Source organism: Mesorhizobium subarcticum, assembly GCF_055456085.1.
Window position 1 is genome coordinate 6,025,657 of sequence record NZ_CM144237.1, and the last position, 18,740, is coordinate 6,044,396.

General features: G+C 62.9%; 22 protein-coding genes. 10 read left to right on the top strand and 12 right to left on the bottom strand.

Features of this window, described 5'->3' with window-relative positions; genetic code table 11:
• Positions 1–22: 22 nt before the first annotated feature.
• On the bottom strand, positions 23–2,401 hold the full coding sequence (gene glyS / locus ACZYHG_RS29570) for a glycine--tRNA ligase subunit beta (protein ID WP_464611582.1): 2,379 nt from the start codon (positions 2,399–2,401) through the stop codon (positions 23–25).
• Positions 2,401–2,631: a hypothetical protein gene (locus ACZYHG_RS29575; protein WP_464614868.1), complete on the bottom strand. Its 231-nt coding sequence runs from the start codon at positions 2,629–2,631 to the stop codon at positions 2,401–2,403. Before ACZYHG_RS29575 ends, glyS begins: the two co-directional genes overlap by 1 nt.
• Positions 2,632–2,820: 189 nt before the next feature.
• Between ACZYHG_RS29575 and ACZYHG_RS29580 the strand changes: the two genes are divergently transcribed.
• Positions 2,821–2,997 (top strand): hypothetical protein, encoded by a 177-nt coding sequence (locus ACZYHG_RS29580; protein ID WP_464611583.1) that lies wholly within the window; start codon positions 2,821–2,823, stop codon positions 2,995–2,997.
• 65 nt (positions 2,998–3,062) lie between these two features.
• On the opposite strand, the gene ACZYHG_RS29585 is transcribed toward ACZYHG_RS29580, so the two are convergent.
• A complete protein-coding gene (locus ACZYHG_RS29585) occupies positions 3,063–3,983 on the bottom strand; it encodes a glycine--tRNA ligase subunit alpha (RefSeq protein ID WP_171878178.1) in 921 nt (306 codons plus the stop codon).
• Between the two features lie 295 nt (positions 3,984–4,278).
• Between ACZYHG_RS29585 and ACZYHG_RS29590 the strand changes: the two genes are divergently transcribed.
• The gene (locus ACZYHG_RS29590) at positions 4,279–4,740 is read left to right on the top strand and encodes an N-acetyltransferase family protein (RefSeq protein ID WP_464611584.1); all 462 of its coding nucleotides are present in this window, start codon (positions 4,279–4,281) and stop codon (positions 4,738–4,740) included.
• Between the two features lie 69 nt (positions 4,741–4,809).
• Here ACZYHG_RS29590 and ACZYHG_RS29595 read toward each other — a convergent pair whose 3' ends face one another.
• The 5 genes from ACZYHG_RS29595 to ACZYHG_RS29615 form a co-directional block, all read right to left on the bottom strand.
• Complete coding sequence (locus ACZYHG_RS29595) at positions 4,810–6,585, bottom strand: tetratricopeptide repeat protein (protein ID WP_464611585.1); 1,776 nt, start codon at positions 6,583–6,585, stop codon at positions 4,810–4,812.
• A 183-nt stretch (positions 6,586–6,768) separates the two neighbouring features.
• Positions 6,769–7,206: a DUF1284 domain-containing protein gene (locus ACZYHG_RS29600; protein ID WP_464611586.1), complete on the bottom strand. Its 438-nt coding sequence runs from the start codon at positions 7,204–7,206 to the stop codon at positions 6,769–6,771.
• The gene (locus tag ACZYHG_RS29605; RefSeq protein WP_464611587.1) at positions 7,203–7,796 is read right to left on the bottom strand and encodes a biotin transporter BioY; all 594 of its coding nucleotides are present in this window, start codon (positions 7,794–7,796) and stop codon (positions 7,203–7,205) included. Before ACZYHG_RS29605 ends, ACZYHG_RS29600 begins: the two co-directional genes overlap by 4 nt.
• Positions 7,797–7,987: 191 nt before the next feature.
• On the bottom strand, positions 7,988–8,656 hold the full coding sequence (locus tag ACZYHG_RS29610; RefSeq protein WP_464611588.1) for a GntR family transcriptional regulator: 669 nt from the start codon (positions 8,654–8,656) through the stop codon (positions 7,988–7,990).
• Between the two features lie 111 nt (positions 8,657–8,767).
• Complete coding sequence (locus ACZYHG_RS29615; RefSeq protein WP_464611589.1) at positions 8,768–9,784, bottom strand: polyprenyl synthetase family protein; 1,017 nt, start codon at positions 9,782–9,784, stop codon at positions 8,768–8,770.
• 208 nt (positions 9,785–9,992) lie between these two features.
• Between ACZYHG_RS29615 and ACZYHG_RS29620 the strand changes: the two genes are divergently transcribed.
• The 6 genes from ACZYHG_RS29620 (at position 9,993) to moaB (ending at position 13,680) form a co-directional block, all read left to right on the top strand.
• Positions 9,993–10,223 (top strand): putative signal transducing protein, encoded by a 231-nt coding sequence (locus ACZYHG_RS29620; RefSeq protein ID WP_464611590.1) that lies wholly within the window; start codon positions 9,993–9,995, stop codon positions 10,221–10,223.
• Entirely contained in the window at positions 10,216–11,016 is an 801-nt protein-coding gene (locus ACZYHG_RS29625) for a tRNA1(Val) (adenine(37)-N6)-methyltransferase (protein WP_464611591.1), read from the top strand. The genes ACZYHG_RS29620 and ACZYHG_RS29625 overlap by 8 nt, the downstream gene beginning before the upstream one ends.
• 79 nt (positions 11,017–11,095) lie before the next feature.
• The gene (locus tag ACZYHG_RS29630) at positions 11,096–11,950 is read left to right on the top strand and encodes a S49 family peptidase (protein ID WP_464611592.1); all 855 of its coding nucleotides are present in this window, start codon (positions 11,096–11,098) and stop codon (positions 11,948–11,950) included.
• An 83-nt stretch (positions 11,951–12,033) separates the two neighbouring features.
• On the top strand, positions 12,034–12,219 hold the full coding sequence (locus tag ACZYHG_RS29635) for a membrane protein (protein ID WP_013896713.1): 186 nt from the start codon (positions 12,034–12,036) through the stop codon (positions 12,217–12,219).
• 26 nt (positions 12,220–12,245) lie between these two features.
• A complete protein-coding gene (locus tag ACZYHG_RS29640; protein WP_464611593.1) occupies positions 12,246–13,133 on the top strand; it encodes a 4-(cytidine 5'-diphospho)-2-C-methyl-D-erythritol kinase in 888 nt (295 codons plus the stop codon).
• Position 13,134: 1 nt separating this feature from the next.
• Positions 13,135–13,680, top strand: coding sequence for a molybdenum cofactor biosynthesis protein B (gene moaB / locus ACZYHG_RS29645; RefSeq protein ID WP_464611594.1), 546 nt, complete (start codon positions 13,135–13,137; stop codon positions 13,678–13,680).
• Positions 13,681–13,683: 3 nt separating this feature from the next.
• Here moaB and ACZYHG_RS29650 read toward each other — a convergent pair whose 3' ends face one another.
• Entirely contained in the window at positions 13,684–14,658 is a 975-nt protein-coding gene (locus ACZYHG_RS29650) for a hypothetical protein (protein WP_464611595.1), read from the bottom strand.
• A 145-nt stretch (positions 14,659–14,803) separates the two neighbouring features.
• Entirely contained in the window at positions 14,804–15,331 is a 528-nt protein-coding gene (locus tag ACZYHG_RS29655) for a glycosyltransferase (RefSeq protein WP_464611596.1), read from the bottom strand.
• A gap of 150 nt (positions 15,332–15,481) precedes the next feature.
• Here ACZYHG_RS29655 and ACZYHG_RS29660 point away from each other — a divergent pair, with 150 nt between their 5' ends.
• Both ACZYHG_RS29660 and ACZYHG_RS29665 read left to right on the top strand, forming a co-directional pair.
• Entirely contained in the window at positions 15,482–16,636 is a 1,155-nt protein-coding gene (locus tag ACZYHG_RS29660; RefSeq protein ID WP_464614819.1) for a PA0069 family radical SAM protein, read from the top strand.
• A gap of 151 nt (positions 16,637–16,787) precedes the next feature.
• Positions 16,788–17,483: a ribonuclease HII gene (locus ACZYHG_RS29665; RefSeq protein WP_464611597.1), complete on the top strand. Its 696-nt coding sequence runs from the start codon at positions 16,788–16,790 to the stop codon at positions 17,481–17,483.
• 139 nt (positions 17,484–17,622) lie between these two features.
• Here ACZYHG_RS29665 and ACZYHG_RS29670 read toward each other — a convergent pair whose 3' ends face one another.
• Positions 17,623–18,114, bottom strand: a complete 492-nt coding sequence (locus ACZYHG_RS29670; RefSeq protein WP_464611598.1) for a F0F1 ATP synthase subunit B — start codon at positions 18,112–18,114, stop codon at positions 17,623–17,625.
• 10 nt (positions 18,115–18,124) lie between these two features.
• Complete coding sequence (locus ACZYHG_RS29675) at positions 18,125–18,727, bottom strand: F0F1 ATP synthase subunit B (protein ID WP_464611599.1); 603 nt, start codon at positions 18,725–18,727, stop codon at positions 18,125–18,127.
• Positions 18,728–18,740 lie beyond the last annotated feature (13 nt).

Below are 18,740 nucleotides of genomic sequence, written 5' to 3' on the forward strand. Positions count from 1 at the left end.
CGAAGATATTTTTCTTGGGTTCTCAGCCGGCGATTTTCGCGAAATCCGCGACCTGACCGATGGCCGCACGGATGCGCGCCAGCAGCGCCAGACGGTTGGCACGCACGGACAAGTCTTCGTCATTTACGAGGACATGCTCAAAGAATGAATCAACCGGTTCACGCAACGCGCTAAGTGCCAGCAGGGCGCCGGAAAAGTCTTCGTTCTGAATCGCTTCGCCGGCTTGCTTCTCAGCCTGATTCACCGCCGCTGACAGCGACTTCTCGCTAACCTCGCGAAGCAGCGCCGGCTCAACGGTTTCGGCGACCGCCGTTTTCTTCTTCTCCTCGGCAGCCAAAATGTTGGCCGCACGCTTGGTGCCGGCGAGCAGATTCTTGCCGTCCTCCGTGTCTAGGAAGGAGCCAAGCGCCTCGACGCGGCGGACGATCTGCAAGAGGTCGTCGGACTGCGGCGTGATGACCGCATCGATGAGATCGTGGCGGGCGCCTTGGTCGCGGAGATAGACCTTCAGTCGGTCGTGGAAGAACGACAGCAAGTCGGCAATGAATGGCGATAGCGATGCCTCCAGTTCCATCAGACGCTGGCCATCGAAGAACTCGCGCTCCTGATCGGCGGAACCAAAGGTTTCTGCACTTGCCTTGGCCAATCCGCCTTTCAACAAGTTGGAAATAAAGCCCGCTTCCGACAACAGCTGGCTTGCGCCCTTGTAGTCGCCAATGCGGGAATCGAGCATCGCGACCACGCCGCGGCTCTCGGCCCCTTCACCTTTTTGGTCATATGCCGCCAGGGCTGATGATACGGCGGCCGTAATGGCCAAGGCCAGCGAGAGCTTGAGCTTGTTTTCCAGTATGACCCTCACCACACCCAGCGCTGCTCTTCTCAACGCATACGGGTCCTTCGACCCTGTGGGCTTTTCATCGATCGCCCAGAAGCCAACCAGCATATCGAGCTTGTCGGCAAGCGCGACAGTGACTGATACCAAATCGCTCGGCACATAATCGGATGGGCCTTGCGGCTTGTAGTGTTCCTCGATGGCAGCGGCCACGGATGAATGCTCGCCCTGCAGCAGCGCATATTTGCGGCCCATGGCGCCCTGCAATTCGGGGAACTCGCCGACCACTTCGGTGGTGAGATCGGCCTTGGCGAGAACCGCGGCGCGGCGCGCCAGCGCGTGATCGGCGCCGACGATCGGTGCCAGTTCCTCGGCAAGCCGGGCGATCCGCTCCACCCGCTCACCCTGCGTGCCGAGCTTGGCGTGGAAGGTGACGCCGAGATGGTCGAGGCGGGCCATGCGCTGGTCGAGCGGCTTCTTGAGGTCGAGCCCGAACTTTTCCGCCGATGCTTCGAGCTGGCCGAGGTCAGGCAGGTCGCCCTGGTCGGTGGTCCAGAAATACAACGCGTCAGAGAGACGGGCGCGCACCACCTTGCCGTTGCCGTGGGCGATCTCCTTGCCGCCATCCGTAGCCTCGATGTTGGCGGTGAGGATGAAGCGGTTGGACAGCGCCTCGCCCTCGCCTTGCGGGCGCGTGACAAAGCACTTCTGGTTGGCGCGGATGGTCAGCCGGATCACCTCGGCCGGTATGGCGAGGAACGCCTGTTCGAACTCGCCCATCAGCACAACAGGCCATTCGACCAGCCCGGACACCTCCTCCAACAAGCCTTCGTCCTCGACCAGATCGAGCCTGTTGGCGAAGGCGAGGTTGCGGGCGTCGGCGAGGATGATCTCCTTGCGCCGGTCGGCGTCGAGCACGACCTTCGCCGCCTCCAGCTTGCTCACATAATCGTCGAAGCGACGCACGGTGATTTCGCCAGGCGCCATGAAACGGTGGCCGTAGGTGATGTTGCCGGACCGGATGCCGTCGATCTCGAAATCGACCACCACCGGCTCTTCGGTCTCCGGGCCGAAAGCGCACAGGATCGATTGCAGCGGCCGCACCCAGCGCAGCGAACCGGGCTTAGCCGAGGCCGGCCCCCAGCGCATCGACTTCGGCCAGGGGAAATTGCGAATGATGCCTGGTACCAAGTCGGCGATGATTTCTTCGGCCGCCCTGCCCGGCTTCGAAATGTGGGCGACATAGAAGTCGCCCTTCTTCGGGTCGGAATGAACATGCGCCTCGGCAACTGTGGAAAGCCCGGCCTTGCGCAGAAAACCCTGAACCGCCTGTTCGGGCGCCGTCGTCGACGGCCCCTTGATCTCTTCACGGATATCCTTCGAGCGTGCGGTGAGGCCCCTGATGTCGAGCGTCAGACGCCGCGGCGTCCAGTACTCGCGCGCCGCCTCATAGGTCAGACCCGCCTCGACCAGACCGTCGGTCAGCATCTTTCTCAGATCACCAGCCGCCTTGCGCTGCATGCGGGCGGGAATTTCCTCGGAACGAAGTTCAAGCAACAAATCCGGCATCAGAGCGCCTCCGCCCGCATGCCATTTTTCTGTTTGCGCGTCCTCGCGCCTCCGGCGCTGCGGTCGCGCGGCTGGGCGGGAATTTCCTCGGAACGAAGTTCAAGCAACAAATCCGGCATCAGAGTGCCTCCACCCGCATGCCATTTTTCTGTTTGCGCGTCCTCGCGCCTCCGGCGCTGCGGTCGCGCGGGAATTTCCTCGGAGCGAAGTTCTAGAAGCAGGTCAGGCATGGTTGAGGCTCACGCAGCAATGGTGAGCGCGGCATAGCAACTCGGCTGGCCGCTGTCACCCCTGCCGAAATTTTGGCCGCCCTGTCGGGACCAGGCGATCCGGCCCGTCCTTGGATCAAAGATTTCCATGAACCGAATTCAGCGCTGAAGCGACCCACGCTCAGGCAGGGAACACTTGGCTCAACGACCATGAAAACGGCATCCAGACTTCTGCAGATCCTCGCACTCAGCGCCTGCTTCACCGCGCAGGTCCACGGTGCCTTCTCGATGCCGGGTGTGCGGCAGGCATTGCGGACGATGGCCGGCCCAAGCGGCCAGATCCTGTCGCCGATCAGCGCTTCCCTCGAAATGATGAAGGGTGGCTGAAACAGAACTTTGTTTTTTGACGCGATTCCTAAAGGAAAACCGCTTCGCACTTTTCCTGGAATTGCTCAGGCCGCCAATCCACCCGCCTGCGTCTTCAAAAACGCCTCGCCGCAGGCTTTCGCCAGATTGCGCACCCTCAGGATGTAGCTTTGCCGCTCGGTGACCGAGATCACACCACGCGCGTCTAGCAGGTTGAAGACATGGCTGGCCTTGATGCACTGGTCGTAGGCCGGGAAGACCATCTTGTGCATAGGCAGATTGTCGTTCGATGCCGGCGCGCCGGCATCGAGCAGCGCCTTGCATTCAGCCTCGGCGTCCTCGAAATGCCTAAGCAGCATCGCCGTGTTGGCGTATTCGAAATTGTGGCGCGAATATTCCTGCTCGGCCTGCAGAAAAACGTCGCCATAGGTGACCTTTTCGGCGCCTTCACGGCCGTTGAAGTTGAGGTCGTAGATGTTGTCGACGCCTTGCACATACATGGCCAGCCGCTCCAGCCCGTAGGTCAGTTCGCCTGCCACCGGCGCGCATTCGATGCCGCAAACCTGCTGGAAATAGGTGAACTGCGAGACTTCCATGCCGTCGCACCAGCACTCCCAGCCAAGTCCCCAGGCGCCCAGCGTCGGGCTTTCCCAATCGTCCTCGACAAAGCGGATGTCGTGCAACAGCGGATCGACGCCGATCGCCTGGAGCGAGCCGAGATAGAGTTCCTGCAGGTTCGGCGGGTTGGGCTTCAGGATCACCTGATACTGGTAATAATGCTGCAGCCTGTTCGGGTTCTCGCCATAGCGGCCATCCTTGGGACGGCGCGAGGGCTGGACATAGGCAGCGTTCCAACGACGCGGCCCGAGCGCGCGCAGCGTCGTTGCCGGATGAAACGTGCCAGCGCCGACCTCCATGTCGTAAGGCTGGAGGATGACGCAACCATAGGCCGCCCAGTAATTGTGCAAAGTCAGGATCAGCCCCTGGAACGAGCGGCTGGGGTGCATATGGGCAGGCAGTTCAATCGTCACGGCGGCCTCGACAGCAAAGGCTAGCTTGTCCCTTGAGCATGATCTCTGGACAAACGGAAACCGTATGTCCGAGAAAACCGGTACCCGTTTTTCGGGATCATGCTCTTCCGGCACGTCCTAGAGACACGGCGGCGAAGCGTCAAGCAAGGCGCGCCGGATGCGGGCCGCGCGTGCCGTACGATGTTGAGCGCTTTGCGGCCGGCTGGCCCATTGCCCGGCATGGGCACCTGCGGTCTGTTTGATCCTCACATCAACGACAACAGGTCCAGCCATGTCCAACTCGGTCATCGTCCGCCCGGTCACGCGACAGGATTTCGACCGTTGGCTGCCGCTGTGGGACGGCTATAACGCGTTTTATGGCCGCTCGGGCGAGACGGCGCTGGCAAGCGAAATCACCGCGATGACGTGGTCGCGCTTCTTCGATGCCTATGAGCCGGTTCATGCGCTGGTGGCCGAAAGCGACGGACAGCTTCTCGGCCTCGTGCACTATCTCTTTCACCGCAGCACGACGGCGATCGCGCCGAACTGCTATCTGCAGGACCTTTTCACATCGGAAGCTTCGCGTGGAAAAGGCATCGGCCGGGCGCTGATCGAAGGCGTCTATGGCCGCGCCCGGGCCGCCGGCTCAGGCCGGGTGTACTGGCTGACGCACGAAACCAATCAAACCGCGATGAAACTCTACGACAAGGTCGGCGAGCGCTCCGGGTTTGTCGTCTACCGGAAGCTTTTCTAAAGGACTGCGCGCCGCTTCAACGAAAACGGGGCCCTGAAAAGAGCCCCGTTCGCATTCAAACAAATTGCTTTACCCCTTCGGGGCAGGCACCGGCTCCGGCTTGACCTTGGGGGTCTCCTGCGCCGTGTTGGACTCGATCGGCGGCAGGCCCTTCATCAGCTTCTGCTGCAAGGTGGCCAGCACATCGGGATCGGGCTTCAGGTCGCGGGCCTGGTTCCACTGGAAGGTGGCTTCCAGCTTGCGGCCGACGCGCCAGTAGGCGTCGCCGAGATGGTCGTTGAGAACCGGATCTTCCGGCTTCAGCGAGACGGCGCGCTCCATCTCGCGCACCGAGTCATCGAACCTGCCGAGGCGGAAATAGGCCCAGCCCAGGGAATCGACGATGTAACCGTCGCTCGGCCTGAGATCGACGGCCTTCTGGATCATCGCCAGGCCTTCCTTGAGGTTCGTGTTCATGTCGACCCAGGAATAGCCGAGATAGTTCAACACCTGCGGCTGGTCTGGCTGCAGTTCCAATGCCCGGCGGAAATTCGGCTCGGCCTTCGGCCATTCCTTCAGGCGTTCATAGGCGATGCCGCGCTGATAGAAGATGTTCCAGTTGGCGGCGGTCGGCGTCTTCAGCACCTCTACAGCCTTGTCGTAGAGGTTGGCGGCCGAGCGGAAATCATCCTTCGAGGAATAGACCCCGCCGAGCGCCAGATAGGCGCGCATGTCGTTGGGATGGGCGTCGACGAAGGCCTTGAGATGGGTGATCGCCTCATCATGGCGGTCGAGATCGGCAAGGTTGAGGCCGAGCTGCAGGTCCGAAAGCTCCTTCAGCGGCGAAGAATCAGGAATCCGCCGATAGAGCGCGATGGCGCCCTCGCCGTCCTTCAACTGTTCGGCAACGGCAGCGAGCTGCACGAGGGCCGCATCGCTGTCAGGCCGCAAGGCCAGGGCGTATTGCAGGTAAAGACGGACAAACGGCTCGCCGCCGCCGCGGTTGAGCGCGGTGGCGAGATCGAGCAGGATTTCGGAAGCACCATCCGACGGACCGGAAACGAAGGGCTCGATCTTGTCGCCCTTGGCGATCCTGTCGCGCAAGGCGACGATTTCCAGCTTGCCCGGCGAAAACGCCTCGGCCTGGTCAAGCACCGATATCGCCTTGGCCTTGTCGCCCTTGCGGGCCAGGAACGAGGCATAGGCCTGCGCGTTGCGCATCCAGGTTTCGGGCGCCGCGCCGCCGGCGGTCGTGTCCTGCATCGTAGCGGCGTAGATCGCCTCCGCCTTTTCGGGCATACCAGACGCATCGGCGATCAGCGCGCGGTGGAAGGACTTGAACAGGCCGAACCAGTCCGGCCCCTGCAGCTTGTCGATGGAAGCCATCGCATCGGTGGCCTCTCCCGCGCCTTGCTGCGCCCAGCCGGACATGACGCCGGAGATCAGCCGGTCGAGGTCTGATTCGAGCGACAGCTTGAGCCAGTATTGCGCCTTGGTGAAATCCTTCTTGTGGAAGGAATCGACCGCGAGCGCCAGGCGCGAGAAACGCTCGACGTCGGGCACTTCCTTGAGCTTGTCGGCATAGACCAGGGATTCGTCAAAGCGGCCTTGGGCGATCAGCGACAGCATCAGGCTCTGCTGCAGGCCGGTGTCGCTCGGATTAAAGGCCAAAGCCTGCTTGTAGTAGGCGATGGCGCTGTCGAGGTCGTTGTCGGCTTCTGCGATATGGGCGGCCAGATAGGCGCCCGAGAACGACGATATCTTGACCGGTTCGGTGGATTGGTTGGCATAGGCCGGCAAAGCCGAGAGCGCCATGCCTGTCACAATTGCCAGCCTTGTCAGCCAGCGCGCACGTCCTTGCTGCATCGTATCCCTTTCAGCCAGGCGCCATCTCCGCATCAGCGGGATCGACGTAGACTCGATCTTTCCGGGCAAAGCATGGCCTTTTTGGGGTCGCGCTTCAATCCGCCTGAAATTCACAATCGGGTCACCCGATTAACAAACCATGGCTGGAAGGGACATTCGATCACGGAAAAGCCGGCGTCAAGGTCAACACGGCACGATGGATCGCTGTACCTTTGTATCGGCAAAGCCGCCGGCCGCAATAGTGCTGCACAGCTCGTTCCATTCGCAGCCGTCGCAGGCCTTGCGCACGCTACCAGCAGAAAACGCCTGTCGCATCCGCGCCAGGATTGCCGCATCGAGATCGAGGCGGACACCGGCCTGGATTGATCGAGCCAGCAAATCTCCGACATCGAGCGCGGCAAGCCGGTCCCGTTCGATGACGCTTTCGTTGAGACAATGCGGTTCCGGCTCGTCGAGCAACGGCGCGCAGATGTCGTCCGGACCGGAAACGAGGAGGATGTCCTCGCCCCGGCTCAGGCGCTCCGCGATCGCGTCATAATTGGCGGTAAAGGCGGGGCTGTATCCCTTGCCCACATAGGTGAGCAGGCAAAGGAGATGATGGGCGCGCAGCCTGATCGTCACGGATTGGCCGGCTTTGCCTTGCCTCCGCGAAGCGCCATCAGCGTGGCGGCGCCAAGCGCCGACTTGAGCAAACCGCCGACGATGAACGGCAGGAAGCCGAAGGTGATGGCCTGATCAGCTCCAATCATGGCCGCGAGCCAGGCTGTGCCGAGAACAAGGCAGGCAAGGTTGCCGAGCAGCATCGCGACGAAGGCAAGCACCACCCTGTTGCCGTTCCAGCCGCGTTCGGCCAGCCAGCCGACAAGCGCGCCGACAAGCGGGAAAGAAAAGAGATAACCACCCGTCGGCCCGACGAAATGCACTACGCCGGCTGCGCCTCCGGACAGAACCGGAAAGCCGACAGCGCCCTCGACCAGCCAGGCGGCGATGGTGACCGCACCAAGCCGCCAGCCATAGAGCGCGCCGATGAGTGTTACGGCGAAGGTCTGCATGGTGACAGGGACCGGCACCATCGGCACTTCGATGTAGGACGCCAGCGCCAGGAACAGCGTGCCGAGCACGACGGCGCCGGCCTGCCAGGCGAGCGAACGATCCTGGAGCCGGAGCGGGCTGAAGGAGGGCTTGCGGGACGTAAACGCGATGTCTGTCATTGGGGATCCTTCGATCGATCTAAAATTATAGATAATTTCTGCTTTCGATCTATTATCGAATCCACATTTTCGCTGGGATAGCAAGCCTCCCCACGACAAAGACCGCCTGACCTGCGTCGCGACGCGATTCAGATCATTATTTTATGCATGTCATGTTCCCAAAATCGGGGCCACTTTTTGGGCGACAGGCATCAGCCCACGATCGCAAAGGCTTCGCGCGTCGCGCCGGAGGCCGTCTTGACCGGCTTGCGGCCAATCCATTGGACATGCCGGCCGAGCGTCGTGGCGGCCGATTCGGTGTTTCCCTGCCGCAGCGCGGTCAGGATCGCCCGGTGGTCCTGGTCCGTGCGCGTCTCCCACTCCGAGCGCCATGCCGCGAACAGGAAGCGGGCGCTGGCGGCGTGCAGATCGTCGATGGTGGCAAGCAGGCGCGGCATCGCGCATGGCGCCAGGATCAAGCGGTGAAAGGCGCGATTGGCTTCTTCCCATGACCTGACATCGCGGGATTTGTCACCGGCCTTTGTCGCCTCTTCGGCCTGGTGGAGAATGGCTGAAGTCAGGTGTGGCGCGGCATGACGCAGCGCCAGCACTTCAAGGGCGGCCCGCATTTCAGCGACTTCCTTGACCTCGCCGAGATCAAAAGCCGCGACCCGCACGCCGCGGCGCGGCTCGCTGACTGCCAGGCCTTGCGCCTCAAGGCGGCGGAAGGCCTCGCGCACCGGAACATGGCTGGTGTGGAACTCCTCGGCGACATGATCCTGGCGCAGCCTAGCCCCAGGCTCGATCGCGCCCGAGATGATGCGGTCCGCCAGTACCTTGCTGATGCGCACCGCGATGGTGTCGTCCGTGCCCTTTGCCATGTTTTATAGATAATTTGCGGAGCGGCGACTTGTCGAGACGGCGAGACCGGTATTCGCAAGTTTGCTGCCTCCGGCGCAAGCCAGAGGAAGCCCGCGAAAAGGCCGGCCTTCTCAGTTCACCCGGCTGATGCAGAAATCGATGACGTCGATCAGCGCCGATTTCTGCGGCGTCGCTTCCAACGGCGCCAGCGCGTCGCGGGCGATCTCGCCGAAATGGCGGGCGCGCCCGATCGTGTCGGCAATAGCGCCGTGGCGGGTCATCAGGCCAATCGCCTTTTCCAGACCCGCGTCGTCAGTGACATTGTCCTCGATGGCGCGTTTCCAGAAAGTGCGCTCGGCCTTGGTGCCGCGCCGGTAAGCAAGGATCACCGGCAAGGTCACCTTGCCTTCGCGAAAATCGTCGCCGACATTCTTGCCCAGATCCTTGCTGGTGCCGCCATAGTCCAGCGCATCGTCGATGAGCTGGAAGGCAAGGCCGAGATTCATGCCGTAGGAGCGCAGTGCGGCACGATCATTGCGGGTTGCCTGGGCGATGACAGGGCCAACCTCGGCGGCAGCTGAAAACAGCGCCGCTGTCTTGGCCTTGATGACGGCGAAATGCTCGTCCTCGGTGGTTTCGAGGTTCTTCGCGGCGGCAAGCTGCATGACCTCGCCTTCGGCGATGATCGAGGCGGCGCTCGACAGGATGTCGAGCGCTTCGAGCGAGCCGACATCGACCATCATGCGGAAGGCCTGGCCGAGCAGGAAGTCGCCAACAAGGACGCTGGCCTGGTTGCCCCAGATCATGCGGGCGGTTTTCTTGCCGCGGCGCATACCGCTCTCGTCGACCACGTCATCGTGAAGAAGCGTCGCCGTGTGCATGAACTCGACGGAGGTGGCGAGCTTGACGTGGCCTTCGCCAGCATAGCCGAACATCTGCGCGGCGGCGAGCGTCAGCATCGGCCGCAGCCGCTTGCCGCCAGACGAGATAAGGTGGTTGGCCACTTCCGGGATCATCTGGACGTCGGAACCGGCCTTGGACAGGATGAGTTCGTTGACGCGCCCCATGTCGGCCGCCGTCAGATCAATAAGATCCTTGATGGAGGCGGGTTCCCGCTTCCCGTTTTCGATGTTGAGAACGACACCCACGACAATCACTCCCGTCTTGGTATAATTCGTGCGACGGCACCCTTAGTCCCTTCTCTGGACTCTAGGGCGGCGGATATGGCCACGGCAAGTGGCGAATTGGCGCGGCGGCGGTGACAGCGTGTCAACCGGTGCCGAAACAGACCCCTGTTCTGCCATGGAAATCGGCGTGCCCGTTTACATCAGCGCCGCAAACTGAAAGTTTCGTCCGATGATAGAACTTGTCCGCACCAACGACGCCGTGATCATCTCCTTTGTCGAATCGCTGATGCGCGACGCTGGCATCGCCTGTTTTGTCGCCGATCAGAATATGAGCATTCTGGAAGGGTCGATCGGTCTTCTGCAGAAGCGCGTCATGGTCGACGCCGACCACGCCGATACTGCGCGGCGCATTCTGAAAGACGCCGGCATCGAGAACGAAATCCGCCAGAGTAATGGCTGAAACGAGCGCCGCCCTTATTCCCGATACGCCGGCCCATACGGTCGATGCCTTCCATCGTGGCCGGTTCTGGCTCGTGCAACCCAAGCATGGCGGTCATCGCGCCGGCATGGATGCGATGATGCTGGCGGCATCCGTGCCATCCTCGTTTGGTGGCCGCCTCGCCGATTTCGGCGCTGGCGCCGGTGCTGCCGGCCTCGCTGTGCTGTCGCGCTGCTCGGCTGCCCAGGCAGTGCTTGTCGAACGCGCACCGGAAATGGCGGCCTTCGCGGCGGCTACCCTTGCCCATCCCGGCAATGCCCATCTCAGTAATCGCGCGTGCGTGCTCGTCGCCGATGTCACACTATCCGGCCAGGCGCGCGCTACGGCCGGCCTCGCCGACAATGATTTCGACTTCGTCATCATGAATCCGCCTTTCAATGCCGCCCGCGACCGCGCCACGCCGGACCGCCTGCGAAAGGAAGCGCATGTCATGGAGGACGGGCTGTTCGAGAGCTGGATCCGCAGCGCGGCGGCCGTGACCAGGCCGCGCGGCGGGCTGGCCGTCATCGCACGGCCCGAACAGCTAAGCGCCATTCTCGACGCGATGTCAGGCCGGTTCGGCGATGCCGAGATGCTCGCCGTCCACCCTCGCCCCGACGCGGCGGCGATCCGCATTATTGTGCGGGCGGCACTCGGCGCGCGCGGAAAACTTGCCATCCGACCGCCGCTGATGCTTCACGCGCAATCGGGCAACAGCCCCGATGAGCGCAGCGAAATGATCACCAACGGCCTCGCCTCGCTGTTTGGAGATTGAGCTATTCTGGCCGGCCGCATTGCTGTTGGCTGGGAAATCCCTACATGCCTGCAACCCACCGACCGGAGACCGCGCCCTCGTGAAACGCCTTTTCAACCGCTTGCTGCCGAAATCCTGGCGCTCCACCGTCGTCACCATTCCGGTCATCCGGCTGCATGGCACCATCATGTCGGGCGGCCAGTTCCGGCAGAACCTGTCGCTTGCTTCCACCGCCGGCCTCATCGAAAAGGCCTTTTCCTTCGACGCGCCGGCGGTCGCCGTCTCGATCAATTCGCCCGGCGGCTCGCCGGTGCAGTCGCGACTGATCTTCAAGCGCATCCGCGACCTGGCGGTTGAAAAGAACAAGAAGGTCCTGGTCTTCGTCGAGGACGTCGCGGCCTCGGGCGGCTATATGATCGCAGTCGCCGGCGACGAGATTTTCGCTGATCCCTCCTCCATCGTCGGCTCGATCGGCGTGGTCTCGGCCTCGTTCGGTTTTCCGGAACTGATGAAAAAGATCGGTGTCGAGCGCCGTGTCCACACTGCCGGCCAGAACAAGGCGGTGCTCGATCCGTTCAAGCCCGAGAAGAAGGAAGACGTCGAGCGGCTGAAGGCGTTGCAGCTTGAGGTCCACGAAACCTTCATCGATCTGGTCAAGGAGCGGCGCGGCACGAAGCTGAAGGACGATCCGGACCTGTTCACCGGCCTGTTCTGGACCGGCAAGAGAGGCCTGGAGCTCGGCCTTGTCGATGCGCTCGGCGACATGCGGACCGTGCTGAAGACCCGGTTCGGAGCGAAGACCCAGCTCAGGTTGGTCTCGGCGCCGCGCGGTTTCCTCAGCCGCTTCGGCCTGTTCGGCTCGCGTTTTTCAGCACCCGATATCGCCGCGGCGGCCGTAGGCGGTGTCATCGATGCGGCGGAAGAGCGCGCATTGTGGTCGCGCTTCGGGCTTTGAAAAGCCGACGAAACCGTCTACCATGAGCGCTTAATCGTCCCGACCGGCCGCCTTTGCCGGCCCAGCGTGGGAGGAGTTTTGGCATGCCGCAGATCATTTTCTTCACCGTCGTTGGCGTCGCCGCCTATTTCGGCTACCGCACGTTCGTGCGTGAAGCCGAGCGCGTGACGGCCAAGGTACGGCGCACCGAAAAGCAGGCGGCCAACGGCGCGATGGGAACACTGGTCAAGGATCCGAAGACCGGCGAATACCGGCTGGCCAAGGACTAAGCATCATCTCCAGTACGACTGACGCCGTGGACACCGAGACCGGTTCGCGTACGTGGCCTGCGCCTGCCAAGATCAATCTGGCGTTGCATGTCACCGGCAGACGCCATGACGGCTACCACCTGATCGAAAGCCTGGCCGTGTTCACGCGCTTTGGCGACCGGGTCGAGATCGCGCCTGCCGACAGCGACGTTTTTGCAGTGTCCGGGCGCTACGCGCCAGCGGTTCCCCTGGATGCCAGCAATCTTGTGCTGAAGGCGCGCGATGCCTTGCGAACAGTGGTCGGGGCCGAAAAGGCCCCTCCAGTCTCGATCAAGCTCGAAAAGAACCTGCCGGTTGCCTCCGGAATCGGCGGTGGGTCGAGCGATGCGGCGGCCGTGCTGAGCGGGCTGGTAGAAACATGGGATCTGGACATCAATGGCGCCGAGCTGGCGCGGGTCGGCCTCTCGCTTGGCGCCGATGTGCCGATGTGCCTGGCGGCAAAGCCGCTGGTTGCACGCGGCATTGGTGACGAACTGTCGATGGTACCGGACTTTTCGGCACTGGGACTGGTGCTGGTCAATCCGGGAACGCCGGTCTCGACGGCGGATGTCTTTGCGGCACTTTCCCGGCGCGATAATGAACCCCTGCCGCCGCTACCGCGCCGCATCGATTTTCACAGCCTGCGCAACTGGCTGGAGGTCACCCGCAACGATCTTGAGCCAGCAGCTCTTGCGATGCAGCCCGCCATAGGCAGGGCGCTTTCGTGGCTTGATAAGGCTGGATCGGGCTTTTCGCGCATGTCGGGATCGGGCGCGACATGCTTCGGCCTGTTCGAGACCGGCAATGTCGCCAAGCGCGCGGCCGCAGAGATTCGCAACCGCCAGCCCGACTGGTTCGTCGCGGCGACGCGCAGCATGACATCGGAGGCCGAGTGACATGGCCAAGATAGACGAGAGCCGATCCTTCGTCCCCGTGCGCATCGCGGTGCTGACGGTATCGGACACACGCAGCCTCGCCGACGACAAATCCGGCCAGACGCTGGCCGGCCGCATCACCGAGGCCGGCCACATCCTGGCCGTCCGCGATATCGTCACCGATGACCGCGACAAAATCCGCGACATGGTGCTGGCCTGGTCGCGGGACAAAAACATCGATGTGGTCATCACCACCGGCGGCACTGGCTTTACCGGCCGTGACGTGACCCCTGAGGCGCTGGAGCCGATCTTCGAAAAGCGCATGGACGGCTTTTCGGAAGTCTTCCACCGCATTTCCTACGACAAGATCGGCACCTCAACGATCCAGAGCCGGGCGACCGGCGGCGTCGTCAACGCCACCTTCGTCTTCGTGCTGCCGGGTTCGCCCGGTGCCTGCAAGGATGCCTGGGACGGCATCATCAAGGCGCAGCTCGATTACCGCCACATGCCCTGCAACTTCGTCGAGATCATGCCGCGCCTGGACGAGCATCTGCGGCGGGGCAAATAGCCATCAGCGGATGACCGGCTCGCCATGGAAGCGCCGGCGCGAGGGGCGCGAAACACCGAAGCCGACTTCCATCATCAGCCGCGGCGTGCGCGCCGGCACCGTGCCCATGTGGAAACCGAAGGGGTCCTCGACGAAGCCGAGGCCGGCTTCGCCGGTCAGCGTCACCGGGCTCTGCTCGCCATAGACGTCCAGCACCTCCTGGGCGGAATGGCCGACCAACAGGGTTAGCTGATGCTTTATGGCGCGCCTGTTATGGCTGCCCCTGACATAGACATGGGGACCGGTGTCGATGTCGACAGGCTTGAGGTAGAAGAAGAATTTCAGCATGCGCCAGTCGTCGAGGTCGAAATGATATTTGCCCAGCGAGGCAAGGTTCTTGTCGGCGTCCGAGGCCTCGCCGGTCGGAAAGCTCCACCAGACGCGCGTCGTGATCAGTTTCGCCTGGGCGCCGAGATAGTGCGCGGCAATGTCGAGAAGCAGCGGATCGCGCTGTATGGCGAGTGCCGCCGGGCAGTCGAGGATGCGCTCGAAATAGTGGCCGCTGAGCAGCGAGCGGCCCAAGCGTTTCTCGGCTTGCGCATGTTCACCCGGCATGAATTCCAAACGGCGGTCGAAATTGCCGAAGCAAGGCGTACGCCCCGCGAAATCCGCGATCTCGCGATGAATTTCCGGCGGCAGGACCAGGCCTGAACACAGGCCGTCGGCGCGCAGCGCATCGACCACCGTTGCCCGCTCGACACCGGCAAACATCGTATCGCCCGCATTGTCGGCGGGACGGGCGCGTTTTGCACCCAGCCAGTGCATCCGGCGCCCCGGCATGGTGCGCGCCAGCATGAACATCGGCAGCCAGGCCGGGTTTTCGCGCAGATCCGTGAGATAGGTCGGAATGCGCACGGCGATGCGCCGCAGCAGGCTGCCATTGCGCGCAATGGCCTCTAGGCTGGCAGCACCGGATTTGTCAGGGGTTGAAAGGTTCATCGGGTCCTCGTCTATGAGCGTGACACCCGATGCCGCATCGGTGTTCACAACTCGCCTGACCCAAACCCATTCACCCGCTTCGGAAGAAGGCTAACCCCACGTCAGATTTTGTGCAATGCACAATGAACAGAGCAGCCGCAAAAAATCACTTTGGCGAGCGGTGCTGCTGCTTCGGCGGCGCCACCCAGATCTCGGCGTCGAGCCTCTTTGTCGCCAGGCCACGCGCCAGAGCCTCGGCGCTGCCGGCACTTTTCGACAGGGACGCAGCCTGGCGCTTGCTGATCACCAGCCCATCGGCCAAAGCGCGGTTTCCTGAAAAGACCCTCGCCAGGAATGGCGTGCGGCTGCCGCGTGTGCGAGAGAATTGCGCCGCCATTGTTTGCTTGGCCGTGTGGGCGACGACCGCATCGATCCAGCCTTCCACAAGCCGCGCGCCCGGCTCCAGCAGCAACAGCCAGTCTCCCTTGGCCTGCCTGATGCCGGCGGCGATGCCGCCGCTCGCCACATAGTGGCAGCCGGCATGCTCGGCGACACGGTGCGTCTGGTCGGTGGAGCCGGTGTCACAGATGACGACCTCGCGCACCACGCCCTCGACCGCGCCGCCAATCAGCGAACCGAGCGTGCGGGCGAGAGCCTCCTCGTCATTGCGTGTTTCGATGAGAACACTGAGCATGTTTAGCCGAATAGCGGAAAGCCGCGCACAGCGCCAGTTTTTGCAGCGCAACATAAAAAGTTCTTGCTTTGTTCTTGTCGGCAAAATAGGAATAATTTCATGAACAGAACGATTCGACAGAACATGGAAAGTCCTTGGGAGCGGGCAAAGATGGAACAGATCGTGCGCGCAGACATTGCAGCTTTCGGAGCAGGACGCGCCGAGATGGCCAATGCGATGATCGAGCAGAGTGGCGTGCGTGTCCGTCCGGATCGCAATCGCGGCCGGTCGGCGGGGATCAATCCGTCGGGACGGTTCGAGCCGGTCAGCCGGCATGTCTTCGATGACGGGTGGAATTCTCTGGAGGAGCTGCCGCCGTTCAAGACCGAGGTGCAGGTGGAAAAGCCGCGCACCATTATCACCCGCAATGAATCGCCAGACATCTCCTTCGACCGGTCGATCAACCCCTATCGCGGTTGCGAGCATGGCTGCGTCTATTGCTTTGCCCGGCCGACACATTCGTTCATGGGCCTGTCGCCGGGCCTGGATTTTGAATCCAAGCTGTTCGCCAAACCGGATGCGGCGCGGCTGCTCGACAAGGAGCTGTCGAAGGACGGATACCAGCCGCGCACCATCGCCATCGGCACCAACACCGATCCCTACCAGCCGATCGAGAAGCAGTACCGGATCATGCGCGAGATCCTCGAAGTGCTGGAAGCGCGTGGCCATCCGGTCGGCATCGTCACCAAATCCGCTTTGGTGACGCGCGACATCGACATCCTGTCGCGCATGGCCGAACGGGGGCTGGCCAAGGTGGCGCTGTCGGTGACGACAATGGACCGCATGTTGGCGCGCACCATGGAACCCCGCGCGTCGACGCCGACCAAGCGGCTGGAGGCGATCCGACAGCTTTCGGATGCCGGCATTCCGGCTTCGGTCATGGTGGCGCCGATCATCCCAGGCCTCACCGACCAGGAGATGGAACGGATCCTCGATTCGGCACGTGCTGCCGGCGCGCGCGAGGCGGGCTATGTCGTTCTGCGCCTGCCGCTGGAGGTCAGCCCGATCTTCAAGGACTGGCTGCTGCGCCACTATCCCGATCGCTACCGTCACGTGATGTCGCTGATCCGTTCTATGCGCGACGGCAAGGACTACGATTCGGAATGGGGCAAGCGCATGAAGGGTGCCGGTCCTTACGCCTGGCAAATCGGCCGGCGCTTCGAGATCACCGCCAAGCGGCTCGGTCTCAATGCCGAGCGGCGCACGCTGCGCACCGACCAGTTCGTAGCCGCTGGAAAAGACCAGGAACAGTTGATGCTGCTCTGAAAATGCAATTCGCCGTGGCGGTTTGACCTGCCATGGCAAGAAGTCCCGTCCGGCCTGCCCCGGCCTGCAGACGGTGCCCTCCCGGTCCGGCGCCCCACCCGACCCGGAGGGACTTGCGGAGAATCGGAGCCGATGCGAACCTCGCCGCAACATGGCTCGCGCGCGTTCCGATTCTCCGCTTCTCTTCGAAATCGTCGAGAAACCCGATTTCTCCTTCGAGACGAAGGCGATGGCCGAGGGCTTGTGGCCGGTCGCAGGCATGGACGAGGCCGGCCGCGGTCCTCTGGCCGGGCCGGTGGTCGCAGCCGCCGTGGTGCTCGACCCCGCCAACATTCCCGAAGGCCTCGACGATTCCAAACGGCTCAGCCATTTGCAGCGCGAAGCGCTGTTCATGCGCATTCTTGGCTCGGCGCAGGCAGTTTCCATGGCTTCGATCAGCGCCGAGGGCATTGACGGCAGCAACATCCTCAAGGCGAGCCTCGAGGCGATGCGCCGTGCGGTGGTCGGGTTGTCGGTCCGGCCGAAGCTCGCGCTCGCCGACGGACGCGATGTGCCACCAGGGCTGCCATGCGACGGCCGCGCGCTGATCAAGGGCGACCAGCGCTCACAGTCGATCGCCGCCGCCTCGATCGTTGCCAAGGTGATGCGCGATCGCATGATGTGCGGCTGCGGCAACCATCACGGCCGCTACGGCTTCGAGGTCCATATGGGCTATGCGACGGTCCGGCATCGCACGGCGATCGAGGCGCATGGACCAGTCGCGCGGCTGCACCGGGTTTCGTTCGCGCCGTTCCGGCTGGGTGGGGCGGAGGTGATTGAGGAAGAGGGCTTGGCCGGGTTGGACTGAGCGACGACGTCATTTCTCGGAGATACGCGAAACAACGGTGACGGCTCTCACGGGGAGATCCACAGCGCTGGCCTCAGCGCCCCAACAAAAAAGCCGCCAGGTTGCCCAGGCGGCTTTTCATCTACTTGATGCTGTAAGCTCAGTTCAGCTTCGCCTTCACGTCCGCAAGCGACGCCTTGAAGATATCAGCTCCGGCCTTGACGTCGACCTTGGCAGCCAGTAGCGCACGGGCGGCCTCGACGGCAATATCGACGGCGCTGGCGCGCACTTCGGCAATCGCATCACGCTCGGCCTGGCCGATCTTCTGTTCGGCAAGAGCGGTGCGCCTGACAACATAGTCTTCGGTCTTCTTGTGCGCGTCGGCGGCGAGCACTTCGGCCTCGCGCTTGGCAGCCGCGACGATGTCGGCTGCTTCCTGCTCGGCTTCCTTGCGCTTCTTCTGATACTGGCCAAGCAGTTGCTGGGCTTCCTCGCGCAGGCGGCGCGCTTCGTCGAGCTCGTTGCTGATCCTGGCGGCGCGGGCATCGAGTGCCTTGGCGATGATGCCCGGCACCTTGATATAGACGGCAACGCCCAGGAAGATAATGAGGGCTATCGTTGCCCAGAGCGTTGCGAGAGATGTGGCGTCCATGATGCGCTCCTCACCCGGCCACGGATTTGACCGCAGCCGCGATCTCGGCCTTGCTGGCCTTGCCGCCGCCGACCAATGCCTCGACGATTTCGGAAGCGGCGCCCTCGGCTATGCCCCCGACTTCCTTCATGGCGTTGGCCTTGATGGAAGAAATGCGTGCCTCGGCTTCGCCAAGCTTCTCGTCGAGTGCGGCCTCGATCTTTTTGCGCGCGGTGTCGGCCTCCGCCTTAGCCGCATCGGCGGCCTGCTGGCCGATCGAGTTGGCGTTCTTCTTGGCCTCCGCCAATTCCTGCTCGTAAGCAGCAACGGCAGCGTCGGCCTCGCCCTTCAACTTGCTCGCCTGGTCGAGGTCCTTGCTGATACGGTCGTTGCGGACATCGATGATGCCGCCGACGCGGGGCATCACGACCCGCTTCAGGAAGAGGTAGAACAGCCCGAAAGTGATCGCCAGCCACAGAAGCTGAGACGGGTATGTCGCAGGATCGAATGGCGGAAACGTGCCGTGCGCCTCCGCAGGCACGCCGGTGGCGGAATGCGTGTCGCCCCCGGTCGCAGCGTGGCTGGTATCGGTGGCAGGCGCGGACTCTTGCGCGAAGGCAGATGTCACGAACATGGACTATCCCCAG

Excerpts from the sequence above, each read along its gene's own strand:
- ACZYHG_RS29585 (WP_171878178.1), bottom strand. The coding sequence starts at position 3,983 with ATGCACCCCAGCCGCTCGTTCCAGGGGCTGATCCTGACTTTGCACAAT.
- ACZYHG_RS29650 (WP_464611595.1), bottom strand. The coding sequence starts at position 14,658 with ATGAACCTTTCAACCCCTGACAAATCCGGTGCTGCCAGCCTAGAGGCC.
- ACZYHG_RS29670 (WP_464611598.1), bottom strand. The coding sequence starts at position 18,114 with ATGGACGCCACATCTCTCGCAACGCTCTGGGCAACGATAGCCCTCATT.
- ACZYHG_RS29595 (WP_464611585.1), bottom strand. The coding sequence starts at position 6,585 with ATGCAGCAAGGACGTGCGCGCTGGCTGACAAGGCTGGCAATTGTGACA.
- ACZYHG_RS29665 (WP_464611597.1), top strand. The coding sequence starts at position 16,788 with ATGGCTCGCGCGCGTTCCGATTCTCCGCTTCTCTTCGAAATCGTCGAG.
- ACZYHG_RS29620 (WP_464611590.1), top strand. The coding sequence starts at position 9,993 with ATGATAGAACTTGTCCGCACCAACGACGCCGTGATCATCTCCTTTGTC.
- ACZYHG_RS29675 (WP_464611599.1), bottom strand. The coding sequence starts at position 18,727 with ATGTTCGTGACATCTGCCTTCGCGCAAGAGTCCGCGCCTGCCACCGAT.
- glyS (WP_464611582.1), bottom strand. The coding sequence starts at position 2,401 with ATGCCGGATTTGTTGCTTGAACTTCGTTCCGAGGAAATTCCCGCCCGC.
- ACZYHG_RS29655 (WP_464611596.1), bottom strand. The coding sequence starts at position 15,331 with ATGCTCAGTGTTCTCATCGAAACACGCAATGACGAGGAGGCTCTCGCC.
- moaB (WP_464611594.1), top strand. The coding sequence starts at position 13,135 with ATGGCCAAGATAGACGAGAGCCGATCCTTCGTCCCCGTGCGCATCGCG.
- ACZYHG_RS29575 (WP_464614868.1), bottom strand. The coding sequence starts at position 2,631 with ATGCCTGACCTGCTTCTAGAACTTCGCTCCGAGGAAATTCCCGCGCGA.
- ACZYHG_RS29610 (WP_464611588.1), bottom strand. The coding sequence starts at position 8,656 with ATGGCAAAGGGCACGGACGACACCATCGCGGTGCGCATCAGCAAGGTA.
- ACZYHG_RS29625 (WP_464611591.1), top strand. The coding sequence starts at position 10,216 with ATGGCTGAAACGAGCGCCGCCCTTATTCCCGATACGCCGGCCCATACG.
- ACZYHG_RS29580 (WP_464611583.1), top strand. The coding sequence starts at position 2,821 with ATGAAAACGGCATCCAGACTTCTGCAGATCCTCGCACTCAGCGCCTGC.
- ACZYHG_RS29660 (WP_464614819.1), top strand. The coding sequence starts at position 15,482 with ATGGAACAGATCGTGCGCGCAGACATTGCAGCTTTCGGAGCAGGACGC.
- ACZYHG_RS29590 (WP_464611584.1), top strand. The coding sequence starts at position 4,279 with ATGTCCAACTCGGTCATCGTCCGCCCGGTCACGCGACAGGATTTCGAC.
- ACZYHG_RS29605 (WP_464611587.1), bottom strand. The coding sequence starts at position 7,796 with ATGACAGACATCGCGTTTACGTCCCGCAAGCCCTCCTTCAGCCCGCTC.
- ACZYHG_RS29635 (WP_013896713.1), top strand. The coding sequence starts at position 12,034 with ATGCCGCAGATCATTTTCTTCACCGTCGTTGGCGTCGCCGCCTATTTC.